9 protein-coding genes and 2 pseudogenes are annotated in these 13,593 nt (G+C 70.3%); 6 read left to right on the plus strand and 5 right to left on the minus strand.

Annotation, left to right across the window (positions count from 1 at the left end):
* Positions 1–64 precede the first annotated feature (64 nt).
* From TN53_RS25440 to TN53_RS25450, 3 genes and pseudogenes are all read left to right on the plus strand, one after another.
* Positions 65–745 (plus strand): annotated as a pseudogene (locus TN53_RS25440) (glycosyltransferase family 2 protein); the annotation flags it as partial.
* 159 nt (positions 746–904) lie between these two features.
* Complete coding sequence (galE, locus tag TN53_RS25445) at positions 905–1,903, plus strand: UDP-glucose 4-epimerase GalE (protein ID WP_046260959.1); 999 nt, start codon at positions 905–907, stop codon at positions 1,901–1,903.
* Between the two features lie 38 nt (positions 1,904–1,941).
* Positions 1,942–2,346, plus strand: a pseudogene (locus TN53_RS25450) (ADP-ribosylglycohydrolase family protein); the annotation flags it as partial.
* A gap of 68 nt (positions 2,347–2,414) precedes the next feature.
* Here TN53_RS25450 and TN53_RS25455 read toward each other — a convergent pair.
* Positions 2,415–3,041, minus strand: a complete 627-nt coding sequence (locus tag TN53_RS25455; RefSeq protein ID WP_046260978.1) for a TetR/AcrR family transcriptional regulator — start codon at positions 3,039–3,041, stop codon at positions 2,415–2,417.
* 198 nt (positions 3,042–3,239) lie between these two features.
* Here TN53_RS25455 and TN53_RS25460 point away from each other — a divergent pair, with 198 nt between their 5' ends.
* On the plus strand, positions 3,240–4,169 hold the full coding sequence (locus TN53_RS25460; protein ID WP_046260960.1) for an ABC transporter permease: 930 nt from the start codon (positions 3,240–3,242) through the stop codon (positions 4,167–4,169).
* Entirely contained in the window at positions 4,144–5,004 is an 861-nt protein-coding gene (locus TN53_RS25465; protein WP_095046720.1) for an ABC transporter ATP-binding protein, read from the plus strand. The genes TN53_RS25460 and TN53_RS25465 overlap by 26 nt, the downstream gene beginning before the upstream one ends.
* A gap of 146 nt (positions 5,005–5,150) precedes the next feature.
* Here TN53_RS25465 and TN53_RS25470 read toward each other — a convergent pair whose 3' ends face one another.
* Positions 5,151–5,612, minus strand: coding sequence for a GtrA family protein (locus tag TN53_RS25470; RefSeq protein ID WP_046260962.1), 462 nt, complete (start codon positions 5,610–5,612; stop codon positions 5,151–5,153).
* A gap of 125 nt (positions 5,613–5,737) precedes the next feature.
* Entirely contained in the window at positions 5,738–10,669 is a 4,932-nt protein-coding gene (locus TN53_RS25475) for an NAD-glutamate dehydrogenase (protein WP_046260963.1), read from the minus strand.
* 509 nt (positions 10,670–11,178) lie between these two features.
* Between TN53_RS25475 and TN53_RS25480 the strand changes: the two genes are divergently transcribed.
* Positions 11,179–11,745 (plus strand): DJ-1/PfpI family protein, encoded by a 567-nt coding sequence (locus tag TN53_RS25480; RefSeq protein WP_046260964.1) that lies wholly within the window; start codon positions 11,179–11,181, stop codon positions 11,743–11,745.
* A gap of 145 nt (positions 11,746–11,890) precedes the next feature.
* Here the strand turns inward: TN53_RS25480 and TN53_RS25485 are convergent, their stop codons facing one another.
* Together TN53_RS25485 and TN53_RS25490 are read right to left on the minus strand one after the other, a co-directional pair.
* Positions 11,891–12,565, minus strand: a complete 675-nt coding sequence (locus tag TN53_RS25485; RefSeq protein ID WP_046260965.1) for an HAD family hydrolase — start codon at positions 12,563–12,565, stop codon at positions 11,891–11,893.
* A 69-nt stretch (positions 12,566–12,634) separates the two neighbouring features.
* Positions 12,635–13,150: a DUF6912 family protein gene (locus TN53_RS25490; protein WP_046260966.1), complete on the minus strand. Its 516-nt coding sequence runs from the start codon at positions 13,148–13,150 to the stop codon at positions 12,635–12,637.
* Between the last annotated feature and the right edge of the window lie 443 nt (positions 13,151–13,593).

Genomic DNA, 13,593 nt, shown 5'->3' on the forward strand with positions numbered 1-13,593 from the left:
TTCCCACCGTCTTCCGGATCGAGCGCCGACCACCCCCTGAGGCGCATCCCCCCGCATCCCCGCGATCCCGGAACACGACCACCATGGACCCTCACGCCCCCAGGCCTGTGCCGTCGTGACCGGCCACGACGACGCCCCGCGCGTGCGGGCCACCGTGCGCTCCGTGCTCGCCCAGGGGCCCGACGTCCGCGAGGTCCTCGTCGTCGACGACGGCTCGACGGACGGCGGCGCGGAGCTGCTGGCCCGCCTCGCTTCGATCGACCCACGCGTGCGCGTGCTGCGGCGCCGGGTGCACAGCGGCGGCCGCGGCAGCCCGCGCAACACCGGGCTGGACCGGGTGACATCGCCGTACGTGATGTTCCTGGACGGTGGTGACGCACTGCTGCCCGGCGCGGTGGCCACGCTGCTGGGGGCGCGCGCGGAGGTCGCGAGCGGGTTGTGCGCGCGTCCCGCGCAGCGTCCGCTCCTGGTGCACGACACCGTCTGCGGCAACAAGCTCTACCGCACCGACTTCCTGCACGACAACGGCATCCGCTTCCCCGAGGGCCGCTTCGCCCACGAGAACGTCGTCTTCCACGCGCGCGTGCTGGCCGCGAGCCCGGACATCGCGCTCGTGCCGGAGCGGGTGTACGTGCCGCGCGCCCCGCGGGCCCCCGACAGCGGAGCGCTCACGGAGGCCTACCGGCTGGCGTACGACATCCTGCTGGCCGCCGGGCGGGAGGAGCTGGCGCGGGCGGTGCGCGCCGCGCACGAGGCGGCGGAACCGGTACCGCACGTGGTGTCCCGCTCACGGGGAGTTGTCGCGGTTGTCCGCAGTGGGCTCCGTCGCCTGATTGACTGAGGCCGGTGTCCGACCGCGCACCACACGCACATCTCGCTCCATCTGACGAGGGGACGGCCGTCCATGACCTGGCTGATCACCGGCGGCGCCGGCTACATCGGGGCGCACGTCGTACGGGCGATGACCGAGGCGGGCGAGCGCGCGGTGGTGTACGACGACCTGTCCACGGGGATCGCCGAGCGCGTCCCGGACGGGGTGCCGCTGGTCGTGGGCTCCACCCTGGACGCGGACCGCGTAGCGCGGACCCTCGCGGACCACGCCGTCACCGGGATCGTGCATCTGGCGGCGAAGAAGCAGGTGGGCGAGTCGGTCGACCTGCCGCTGCACTACTACCGGGAGAACGTCGAGGGCCTGCGCGTCCTGCTGGAGCAGGTGACCGGGGCCGGAGCGTCCGGGGTGCCCGGGGTGTCCTCCTTCGTCTTCTCGTCCTCGGCGGCGGTGTACGGCATGCCGGACGTGGAGCTGGTCACGGAGGAGACGCCGTGCGTGCCCATGTCGCCCTACGGCGAGACGAAGCTGGCCGGTGAGTGGCTGGTCCGCGCGACGGGCCGGGCGACGGGCCTGGCCACGGCGTCCCTGCGCTACTTCAACGTGGCCGGCGCGGCGACCCCGCACCTCGCGGACACGGGCGTCTTCAACCTGATCCCCATGGTCTTCGAGAAGCTGACGGAGAACGCGCCCCCACGCATCTTCGGCGACGACTACGCCACACCGGACGGCACCTGCGTCCGCGACTACATCCACGTGCTCGACCTGGCCGACGCCCACGTCGCCACGGCCCGTGCCCTGCGTTCCTCCCCCGGCCGCGACCTCACCCTCAACGTCGGCCGCGGCGAGGGCGTCTCGGTCCGCGAAATGATCGACCACATCAACGCCGTCACGGGCTACAACCGCCCCCCGACAGTCACCCCCCGCCGCCCCGGCGACCCGTCCCGAGTCGTCGCCTCCGCCGACCTCATCACCGCGGAGCTCGGCTGGAAGGCCAAGCACGACATCCAGGACATGATCACCTCGGCCTGGGAGGGCTGGGTACGACGGCACCCGGAGGCTGCTCGGGGGTAGGGGGTACAGCCCGCCCCGGGAGGCCCTAGCCTGCCCCGATGACCGACCTCACCTCGCGCGCCCTGGGCGCCGTCATCGGTTCCGCCGTGGGCGACGCCCTGGGTGCCCCCTTCGAGTTCGGCCCCGAGGGCGTGTTCTCCGCCCGCTTTCCCCGCCCGGGGCACGGCGGCGAGATGTGCGGGGGCGGTGGCTGGGACCCGGGCGAGGCGACCGACGACACGCAGATGGCCGTACTGGTCGCCGAGTCACTGCTGGAGCACGGCGGCCTCGAACTCCCGGACGTCTTCCACCGGTTCCGGCGCTGGGCCGCCGCGGACCCCAAGGACATCGGCCTTCAGACAGAGGCCGTGCCGAGCAGCGGCGACCCCTGGGACCTGGCCGCCGCCCTGCACTTCCAGGCCAGCCAACGGGCCGCCGGGAACGGCGCGTTGATGCGGGCGGCGCGAACACGGCACCGGCACCGGCGGACGGCGGCACGACTCGGACCGAGGCCGACCGCGCGGCTGCCCGGCTACAGCGCCTTGAGCGCCGCGGCCGTCCCGCGCGCCAGCGCGTCCAGATAGCCCTTGGGCAGCTTCGGACTCCGGATCACCACGGACCGCCAGTACAGCGGTCCGGAGATCAGATCGAGGGCCAGCTCGTCATCGAGCCCCGCCCGGACCTCGCCCCGCTGCTCCGCCGCCACGAGGATCTTGCTGGCGACACCCTCCTGCCCGTCCCGCAGCGCCTTCTGCACCGCTTCGGCGATCTCGGGGTTACGCGCCGCCTCGGCCTGAAGGTCCGGGAGGATCTGCGAGGCGATGGGGTGGCGCAGCGCACGGGAGGTCACCTCGTACAGCAGCCGCAGATCGCTCTCCAGCGCACCGGTGTCCGGCGCGGGCAGCCCCTGTACGGCGAGGGCCGACACCACGTCGAGGACGAGGTGCAGCTTGGAGCGCCAGCGCCGGTAGACCGCGGTCTTGCCGACCCCCGCCCGACGCGCGATCCCCTCGATGGACATCCGCGCGTAGCCGACGGCCGCGAGCTCCTCGAAGACGGCCGCCCGGATGGCCTCCGTCACATCCTCCCGGAGCACGGCGGCTCCGGCGGGGGCCCGGCGGCGCGGACGGGTCTGCGGCTCGTCGGCGTTCGTCGTCATGCGGACCAGCATAGGGCGTTACGACGATACGGTCCCGTCCCCACGCAACGCGTCACGACGAAACGGTTGCGTTCCGACGCCGACTCGGCCTACGCTCACGTTGCGACGATACGGTTCCGTCCCGACGTAAGAGAACGTGAAGAGAAGCGTAAGGAAACGTCGGGTGCCGGACACACCCCCCAACCGAAAGCAGCGGATGTGAGCCAGGTCCTCCACACACCGCCTCCGACGACGGCGACCCTCCCCCCGCCCGCCGAAGGCGACCTCGCGGCCCTCGCCGCCCGTCACGGCCTCTCCGTCAGCGGTGCCCGCCCGACCCTGTCCGAGTACATCCGCCAGCTGTGGGCCCGGCGCCACTTCATCACCGCGTTCTCGACCGCCAAGCTCACCGCCCAGTACAGCCAGGCGAAGCTCGGCCAGATCTGGCAGGTGATGAACCCGCTGCTCAACGCGGCGGTGTACTTCTTCATCTTCGGCGTGCTGCTGGGCACCAAGAAGGGCGTCCCGGACTACATCCCGTTCCTGGTGACGGGCGTGTTCATCTGGACGTTCACCCAGAGCTCGATCCTCGCGGGCACCCGCGCCATCTCCGGCAACCTCGGCCTGGTCCGCGCCCTGCACTTCCCGCGGGCCGCGCTGCCGATCTCGTTCTGCCTCCAGCAGCTCCAGCAGCTGCTGTTCTCGATGGCCGCCCTGGTCGTGATCCTGCTCTGCTTCGGCGTACCGGTCTCGGCGTCCTGGCTGCTGGCGATCCCGGCGCTGGTGCTGCAGTCCATCTTCAACGCCGGCGTCTCGATGGTCATGGCCCGGCTCGGCGCCAAGACCCCGGACATCGCCCAGCTGATGCCGTTCGTGCTGCGCACGTGGATGTACGTCTCCGGCGTGATGTGGAGCATCGACCACCTGCTCAGCAAGCACAACGACCTGCCGTCCTGGGTCGGCCCGGTCCTCCAGGCCAACCCGGCCGCGGTCTACATCGATCTGATGCGCTACGCCCTGATCGACAGCTTCCACTCCAGCCAGCTGCCGCACCACGTGTGGGCGATCGCCACTGGCTGGGCCCTGCTCGCCGGCATCGGCGGCTTCATCTACTTCTGGAAGGCTGAGGAGACGTACGGCCGTGGCTGAGAACCTCGAGAACCCCGCACCCCCGACCGACCTGATCCCCACCGTCGTCGCCGACAACGTCGACATCGTCTACCGCGTCAACGGCACCGGTGCCGGCCGCGGCTCCGCGACCGCCGCCCTCAACCGCATCCTGCGCCGCGAGAAGACCGAACGGGCGTCAGGCGTACGCAAGGTGCACGCGGTGAAGAAGGTCTCCTTCGTCGCCTACCGCGGCGAGGCGATCGGTCTGATCGGTACCAACGGCTCCGGCAAGTCGACCCTGCTCAAGGCGGTCGCCGGCCTGCTGCCGGTGGAGAGCGGCGCCATCTACACCGACGGCCAGCCCTCCCTCCTCGGCGTGAACGCGGCCCTGATGGGCGACCTGACCGGCGAGCGCAACGTCTACCTCGGCGGCCTCGCGATGGGCATGTCCCGCGAGCAGATCAAGGAGCGCTACCAGGAGATCGTCGACTTCTCCGGCATCAACGAGAAGGGCGACTTCATCACCCTGCCCATGCGCACGTACTCCTCCGGCATGGGCGCCCGCCTCCGCTTCTCCATCGCCGCCGCCAAGGACCACGACGTCCTCCTCATCGACGAGGCCCTCGCCACCGGCGACCGCTCCTTCCAGCGGCGCTCCGAGGCCCGCATCCGCGAACTGCGCAAGCACGCCGGCACGGTGTTCCTGGTCAGCCACAACAACAAGTCGATCCGCGACACCTGCGACCGCGTGCTGTGGCTGGAACGCGGCGAACTGCGCATGGACGGCCCGACCGAGGACGTCCTGAAGGAGTACGAGGCCTTCACCGGCGACAAGACGACGAAGCCGAAGCCCAAGCCGAAGGTCGCCGTCTAAGCGGGTCGGGTGAAGTCCTCTACGGTTCGGCAGCGCCCTGAGGGGGCGCGGGGCCGTATCCATATGCGGCTCCGCAGCGAGGCGCGACCAGCTACGACGGCGCCGCGGACGGCCGACGGCACATCGCGGCACTTCCCGCGGAGCGCTTAGCGCACCTCGTGCTGGAACACCCACGTCCGGTAGACCAGGAACCGGAAGGCGGAGGCCAGCACGATCGACGTGGCCTTCACGGCGTTCGACGCGAACGGACCGTGAAGGCCGAGGCCGTGATAGCCGACGTAGAAGAGGCCGCTCTCCATCGCCACACCGATGGTGCTGAAGACGAAGAACAGCACGACCTGCTGCCGTGTGCGCGCATCCCGGTCGCGATAGGTGAAGAAGCGGAAGCCGAGGTAGTTCGTGCTCATGGCGACGAGGCTGGCCAGCACCGTCGCCACCATCGCCCGCCGGCCGAGGCCGTGCAGCAGCACGTTGAAGACGAGGAAGTTCACCACGACGCCGCTGCCTCCGACGACCCCGAAGTTCACCACTTCGCGGACGATCCGTCGGACCCGCTCGAGCGGCACGGCGGGAGCGGCCACTCGCTCCTCGGAGAGGTTCACAGTCACCGCACAAGGCTTAGCCGCCGCGGGTAAGCCGCCCGCCGGATTTTCCCTAAGCCAGACCAAAAGCCGGGCCAAGAAAGGGGCGCCCCGGGCCGTGACGGCTCGGGGCGCCCCTCTCGTCGTATCGCCTACGAGTGCGTCCGCAGCAGCGTCCGCATGGTCCGCATCGCCACCGACAGGTTGGCGAGGTCGAACGCCTCCGAGCTCTGGATCTCCTCCAGGGTCGAGCGCGCCCGGCCCAGGATCGCCGCGTTCTTCTCCTCCCACGCCTTGAAGCGCTGCTCGGGAGTCGAGGTGCCGTTGCCCACCGCGAGCACATCGGCGGTCAGCGCCGCGTGGGTCGCGTAGAGGTCCTCGCGGATGGAGGCGCGGGCCATGGACTGCCAGCGGTCGGCGCGGGGCAGCTCGATGATGCGGTCCATGAGCTGGGTGATCCGCAGCCGGTCGCCGAGGTCGTAGAAGACTTCCGCGACTTCCAACGGCTCCCGGCCCATACGGTCGGCCACCGAGACGATGTCGAGCGTCGGGAAGGCGGAGGAGAACCCGGCCACGCGCGTGGCGAGTTCGTCCGGGACGCCGGCGCCGGTCAGCTCGTCGTAGATCTGCTGGTACCACTCCAGGTCCGCGCCCCGCAGCAGCTTCGGCAGCTGCGACCAGACCTGCTCGACACGCTCGGAGAAGAACTCGACGGTCTCGGCGAGCTGCAACGGCTGCGGCCGGTTGTTGAGCAGCCAGCGCGTGCCGCGCTCGACGAGCCGGCGCGAGTGCAGCCGGATCCGGGTCTGCACGGCGGCCTCGACCTGGTTGTCGAGCGCCTCCACCCCGTCCCACACCACGGCCGAGCGGAAGATCGCGCGGGCCGCGGTCTGCGCCCGGACGATCTCCTCGAGAGAGGCGCCGGTCTCCTCGCGCAAGCGGTGCAGATACGTCGTACCGCCCGTGTTGACCGTGTCGTTGACCAGCACCGTCGTGATGATCTCGCGGCGCAGCGGGTGGTTGTCGATGTGCTCGGCGAACTTCTCGCGCAGCGCGCTCGGGAAGTACGAGTCGAGGAGACCGCGCAGATACGGGTCGTCCGGGAGCGAGGTGTGCAGCAGCTCGTCGGAGACCGTGATCTTGGTGTACGCCAGGAGGACGGCCGTCTCCGGGCCGGTCAGGCCCTGTGCGGCGCCCAGGCGTTCACGGATCTGGCGGTCGGTGGGCAGGAACTCCAGGGCCCGGTCCAGCAGCCCCGCGCGCACCAGGTGGCGCAGGTAGCGCTGCTGGGCGTGGAGCATGTCCTTTGACTGGGCCAGCGCGTTGGCGATGGCCGTGTTCTGCGCGTAGTTGTTGCGCAGCACCAGCCGGCCGACCTCGTCGGTCATCTCGGCGAGCTGCTTGTTGCGCTGCTTGACGGTCATGTCGCCGTCCGCGACCAGGCCGTTGAGCAGGATCTTGATGTTCACCTCGTGGTCGGAGGTGTCCACGCCGGCGCTGTTGTCGATGGCGTCGGTGTTGATCTTCCCGCCGGTGAGCGAGAACTCGATGCGGCCGAGCTGGGTGAGCCCCAGGTTGCCGCCCTCGCCGACGACCTTGACCCGCAGGTCGGCGCCGTCGACACGGATCGGGTCGTTGGCCTTGTCGCCGACGTCGGCGTGGGTCTCGGTGGAGGCCTTGACGTATGTGCCGATGCCGCCGTTCCACAGCAGGTCCACCGGCGCCTTGAGGATGGCCTTCATCAGGTCGGCCGGCGTCATCTTGGCGACCTTGCCCTCGATCCCGAGGGCCTCGCGGATGTGCGCGTTGACCGGGATGGCCTTGGCGCTGCGGGGGTACACGCCGCCACCGGCCGAGATGAGCTCGGAGTTGTAGTCGGCCCAGCTGGAGCGCGGCAGCTCGAAGACGCGGCGGCGCTCGGCGTAGGAGGTGGCCGCGTCCGGCTTCGGGTCGATGAAGATGTGCCGGTGGTCGAAGGCGGCGACCAGGCGGATGTGCTCGCTGAGCAGCATGCCGTTGCCGAACACGTCACCGGACATGTCGCCGATACCGACGACCGTGAAGTCCTCGGCCTGCGTGTTCACACCCAGTTCCTGGAAGTGCCGCTTGACGGACTCCCAGGCACCGCGCGCGGTGATGCCCATGCCCTTGTGGTCGTAGCCGGCGGAGCCGCCGGAGGCGAAGGCGTCGCCGAGCCAGAAGTTGTACGACTCGGCGACCCCGTTGGCGATGTCCGAGAAGGTCGCGGTGCCCTTGTCGGCGGCGACGACGAGGTAGGTGTCGTCCTCGTCGTGTCGGACGACGTCGGCGGGCGGCACGACCTCGCCGGCCACCATGTTGTCGGTGATGTCGAGCAGCGCCGAGATGAACGTCTTGTAGCTGGCGATGCCCTCGGCCAGCCACGCGTCCCGGTCCACACCCGGGTCGGGCAGCTGCTTGGCGACGAAGCCGCCCTTGGCGCCGACCGGCACGATGACGGTGTTCTTGACCATCTGCGCCTTGACCAGGCCGAGGATCTCGGTCCGGAAGTCCTCACGCCGGTCGGACCAGCGCAGACCACCGCGAGCGACCTTGCCGAACCTGAGGTGCACGCCCTCGACGCGCGGTGAGTACACCCAGATCTCGAACGCCGGGCGCGGCGCCGGAAGGTCCGGGATGGCCTGCGGGTCGAACTTCATGGACACGTATTCGTGCGGCTTGCCGCCGAGCGCCTCCTGGAAGAAGTTCGTGCGCAGGGTCGCCTTGATGACGGTCAGGAACGACCTGAGGATCCGGTCCTCGTCGAGGCTCGCGACCTGGTCGAGTGCGGCGTCGACCTCTTCGAGGAGGGCGTCCACGATCTCGTGCCCGGCGCGCTGCCGGTCCGGCGACATCCGCGCCTCGAACAGGGAGACGAGCAGCCTCGTGGTGTGGACGTTGTTGCGGAGGGTGTCCTCCATGTAGTCCTGCGAGAAGGTGGAGCCCGCCTGCCGCAGGTACTTGGCGTACGCCCGCAGCACCGTCGCCTGCCGCCAGTTCAGCCCGGCGCTCAGCACGAGGGCGTTGAAGCCGTCGTTCTCCGCCAGGCCGGTCCAGGTCGCCGCGAAGGCCTCCTGGAAGCGCTCGCGGCCGTCGTCGCCCAGGTAGTCCCCGGCGCCGTTCTGCGATTTGGGCATGCGCAGCCCGAAGTCGTAGATCCAGGCGATGCTGCGGTCCGAGCAGCGCAGCTCGTAGGGCCGCTCGTCGATGACCTCGACGCCGAGCCGGTTGAGGACCGGCAGCACGGCGGACAGGGTGATCGCGGCACCCTTGCGGTAGATCTTGAAGCGGCGTTCCTCGGGGGCGGCGCCGACCGGCTCGTACAGACTCAGCGCGAAGTTGTTCTCCTCGGTGAGCTTCTCCAGGTGGACGAGGTCGGCGACCGCGGAGCGCGAGGTGTGGTCGGCCTTGTAGCCCTCGGGGAAGGCGTTGCCGTACCGGCGCAGCAGCTCGGCGGCGCGCTCCTCGCCGAGTTCGGCGTTGAGGGCCTCGGCGAATCCGTCGGCCCACGACCGCGCGGCCTCGACCAGCCGCGCCTCGATGCGCTCCTTGTCGGTGTCGCTGAGCTGCGGCAGCTCGGTGCCCTGCGGGACCCGGACCACGAAGTGCAGCCGGGACAGGATCGACTCGGTGTTCCAGGCAGTGAAGTCGACGCTGGTGCCGCCGAGTTCCTCCTTCAGCATGTCGATGATCCTGAGGCGCACCCCGGTCGTGTAGCGGTCGCGCGGCAGGTAGACGAGGGCGGAGTAGTAGCGCCCGTACTCGTCCTGGCGCAGGTAGAGCCGCAGCCGCCGCCGCTCCTGGAGGTACAGCACGGAGGTGACGATCGACTGCAGCTCGTCGGGCGGGGTCTGGAAGAGCTCGTCGCGCGGGTAGGTCTCCAGGATCTGGAGCAGGTCACGCCCGTCGTGGCTGTTGGGAGAGAAGCCCGCGCGCTGCAGCACCTCGTCGACCTTGCGGCGGATGACGGGGACCCGGCGGACGGACTCGGTGTAGGCGGCTGAGGAGAAGAGCCCGAGGAAGCGGCGCTCACCGACGACGTTGCCCTCGGCGTCGAACTTCTTCACACCGATGTAGTCCAGGTACGACGGCCGGTGCACGGTCGCCCGGCTGTTGGCCTTGGTCAGCACCAGGAGCTTGTGCTCGCGCGCCTTGGCGCGGGCGTCGGCGGGCAGCCGCTCGAAGGAGGGGCTGACGGGGTGGCTCTCGTCCTCGGCGTGATGCGGGTCGGAGCGCAGGATGCCGAGGCCGGTGCCCGGCACGGCGACGAGGGAGTCGTCCTCGCGGAGCTGGTACTCGCGGTAGCCGAGGAAGGTGAAGTGATCGGCGGCCAGCCAGCGCAGCAGCTCGCGGGCCTCCTCGATGTCCTGCTCGCGCAGGTCGGAGGCGACGGGCTCGGCGGGCAGCTCATCGGCCATCCGCAGCGCCGCGTCCCGCATCTTCTCCCAGTCCTCGACGGTCTCGCGGACGTCCGACAGGACGCGCAGCAGATCGGCGGTGATCTGCTTCAGGTCCGCGCGGTCGGTCTCGCGGTCGATCTCGACGTGGATCCAGGACTCGGTGTGCGCGTCGTGCGGAAGCTCGCCGCTGGGGCGCTGGGCGAGCACCTCGATGAGCTTGCCGGTGACGTCCCGCCGGACGACGACCTGCGGGTGGATGACGACATGGATGCCGCGCCCCTGCCGGGTCAGCTCATTGGTGACGGAGTCGACGAGGAAGGGCATGTCGTCGGTGACGACCTCGACGATCGAATGCGTGCACGCCCATCCGTTCTCTTCCACGGTGGGCGTGAGGACCCGCACACTGGCCGTGCCCTGCGGCCGGCTCTCGGCCAGCCGATAGTGCGAGAAAGCGGCTCCGAAGACATCGATCGGGTCACGACCGGTGAGATCCTCCGGGGCGGTGTGCAGGTAGTAGCGCTGGAGGAACGCGAGCACGGTCTCCCGGTCAGGGGTGCTCTCGTCCGTCGTCCCGGTCGGTAGGTGCCCCCCGACCGGGCTGTTCTCAGCTACCCGGGCGGCCCTCTCGAGCAGCTCGGCCTTGGCTTCGTCCAGCTTGGTCTGCATTGTCCTCTGGCTCCTGTCGCGCGCCATTGCGTGACCTAGAAGGAAGTACGGTCTCTTCCCCTGGGACGTAACGCCGTGACGCGGGGTGTCCGGTCTGCTCCGACGCTATGCCGCAAGGTGAGATGAGCGGGGGGTTATCAGCCATTCTTGGCACGCCCGACGGATGTGACGCTGCTCTCTGCGACGCCGCTCCAGGGGATGTGCGCGGCGCCCCGGGGGCCCATGTGCCCCCGCCCCGCCCGCGAAGACCAGCGACGGCCGCCCGGTCACGGATGTGGTCCGTGCTCTCCGGGCGCAGGGCAGGGGCATCGATGCCCCCGCGAGCTATCGCGCTGATCACGCCACTAAGGCTATCGCTCCTTACAGGGGGCCCGTCATGAGCCGTATGTGTACAAAACCAGGGGTCGAACTTTGACGTTCTGCACAGGGGCAGCGAGCGGCGCACCATGCCGTGGGCGTCATCGACCGGCCCTCTTGGCAAGGGCCCGTTCCGGATGCACATTGCCGACATGACAGCCAAAATCCTGATCGTCACCGGCGACGCAGCGGAGTCACTGGAGGTCCTGTACCCCTACCAGCGCCTCCGTGAAGAGGGCTACGACGTCCATATCGCGGCCCCCACCCGCAAGAAGCTCCGGTTCGTCGTCCACGACTTCGAACCCGGCTTCGACACCTACACCGAGAAGCCCGGCTACACCTGGCCCGCCGACCTGGCCTTCGCCGAGGTCGACCCCGGTCAGTACGCCGCGATCGTCATCCCCGGCGGCCGCGCCCCCGAGTACCTGCGCAACGACCCCGAACTCCGCAAGATCGTCAAGTCCTTCTTCGACGCGGACAAGCCGGTCGCCCAGATCTGCCACGGCCCCCTGCTCACCGCCGCGATCGACGGCCTCCGCGGCCGCCGCGTCACGGCCTACCCCGCCCTGGAACTCGACATGCAGGCGGCCGGCGCCACCTTCCAGGACGCGGAGGCGGTCGTGGACGGCACGCTGGTCTCCGCCCGGGCCTGGCCGGACCACTCCCGCTGGATGCGCGAGTTCCTGACGATCCTGCGGGCGAAGGCGCCGGTGACATGAAGGGCATGAGGGACATGCCACCGAGGTAGTCGTTCGACCGAGGCTGAGTGGGGGCTGGTCGCGCGATTCCCCCGACCCACGCACCGCCACCGCTCAGCCCGCACCCCCGCACCGCCCCCGGGAACCCGACGAGCTGGCCCCGCCACTACGCCGCGAGCCGCTCCGCCTCCACGACCGCCTCCGCCAGGGTGTCCACCACAGGCACCCCCACCTCCTCCAGGCTGGCCCGGCTGTGCGAACCCCCCGTGTACAGCACGGCCCGCGCCCCCACATGCCGCGCCGCCACCGCGTCGTCGGCCGCGTCACCGATCACCACGGTCCGGGCAGGGTCCACTCCCGCCGCCCCCGTCAGTGCGGCGAGGTGTCGCGTCATGTGCTCGGCCTTGCTGCCCCCGGAAGGCCCGGTCCGTCCGTCGACGCGTATGAAGTGCGCCTCGATCCCGAACCCCCGGACCAGCGGAAGCAGGTCCTCGTGCCCGTACATGCTGAGGATCGACTGGCTGCGCCCCGCCGACCGCCACCCCGCGAGCAGCTCGGCCGCACCCGTCGTGAGCCCGCAGCTGACCCGATGCTCGGTGTAGTACCGATGGAAGGTCGCGTCCATGACGACCCACTCGGCCTCGGTCGGCAGCCGCCCCAGCAGCCGCTCGTAGAACTTCGGCACCGGCACGCAGTACAGCGCCCGATACCGCTCCATCGTGATCGGCGCGAGTCCCAGCTCGGCGAACGCCGCGTTCGTCGCCCCGATGATCGCGTCATTGTCGTGGAACAGCGTCCCGTTCCAGTCCCACACAATGTGCGCGCCCGTTTGCTTCCCCATGTCAAAAAAATGTACCCGCCGCCACTGACAATCAAGTGCCCAGCAGGTCACAGAGGCAGGGCCGGCCCCTCAGTTCCCCAGCCCGACCAGGTTCGGGATCTCCTGCGTGGCGAACCAGAGCAGTTCGTGGTCCTCGGCTCCGTCCACGACGAACTGCGCGTCGTCGTCCCCGCCGTCCGCCGCCGCGAGCGCCTCCGCGGCCGCGGTCACGTCCGCCTCGGCGTCGCTCGCGTCGACATGTACGGCGGCCGCCTTGCCCAGCGGCACGGCCCGGCCGACCCGCACCTCGCCCAGCGCGGCCGGGTCGAGCCCTCGGTCGGGGTCGGAGACCGCCGCGCCGTCGGGCACGTCGACGGCGACCACGACCCGGCGCCGCACCGCCTCGGGGTCGGCCGCCAGCAGCCGCAGCGAGGCGAGCGCGGCCCGGTTCAGCGCCGCGTACTCCAGCTCCTCGATGTCGTCGGAGAGGTACCACTCGCGCAACGCGGGCGTCACGGCGTAGGCGACGAGCGGTCCGGACCCCAGCTCGCCCGTCTTGTACGCCTCGGCGAGACCGGAGAGGGTCAGGGGGACGTAGACGCGCATGGGCTGCCGCTTTCGTGGTCGGAGGGCGGGGTCGGAGTGCTCCGCAGGGGCCTCGGTGAAGGCCTTCAGGATACGTGCGGGCGTCCCCTTTCGAGTCCCTGCCTCTACGTCCTGAGGCGTCCACCCTGGTCCGGGAACTCACCCGGTGCGCCCCCGCGGTCACGGCCTTCAGCCCGCCTCGCTCACTCGGATAAGTGAACATTCCGGCCGCTCGACCCGGCCCTCGGCTGGCTTGCCGCTGCCACTCGCAACCCCGTACAAGATCCCCAACACGAAAGTTACCGCCCGGTACAACTCCGGGCTCACCGAACGGGGACCCCATGAACAAGGTCATGACCAGGGCACAGAACCGTCCGGGCACCCGCCCCCCGGGCCGCCGTGACGCACGCCGCCCGGGCACCACCCCGCCCCGCACCCCGACCGGCGGCACGCCCCGCACGGCC

The organism is Streptomyces sp. WM6386 (assembly GCF_000972385.1).
Taxonomy (GTDB): Bacteria; Actinomycetota; Actinomycetes; order Streptomycetales; family Streptomycetaceae; genus Streptomyces.

What these genes read in the sequence shown, in the direction of transcription:
- galE (WP_046260959.1), top strand. Translation starts at nt 905, where the DNA reads ATGACCTGGCTGATCACCGGCGGCGCCGGCTACATCGGGGCGCACGTC.
- TN53_RS25455 (WP_046260978.1), bottom strand. Translation starts at nt 3,041, where the DNA reads ATGACGACGAACGCCGACGAGCCGCAGACCCGTCCGCGCCGCCGGGCC.
- TN53_RS25475 (WP_046260963.1), bottom strand. Translation starts at nt 10,669, where the DNA reads ATGCAGACCAAGCTGGACGAAGCCAAGGCCGAGCTGCTCGAGAGGGCC.
- TN53_RS25480 (WP_046260964.1), top strand. Translation starts at nt 11,179, where the DNA reads ATGACAGCCAAAATCCTGATCGTCACCGGCGACGCAGCGGAGTCACTG.
- TN53_RS25485 (WP_046260965.1), bottom strand. Translation starts at nt 12,565, where the DNA reads ATGGGGAAGCAAACGGGCGCGCACATTGTGTGGGACTGGAACGGGACG.
- TN53_RS25490 (WP_046260966.1), bottom strand. Translation starts at nt 13,150, where the DNA reads ATGCGCGTCTACGTCCCCCTGACCCTCTCCGGTCTCGCCGAGGCGTAC.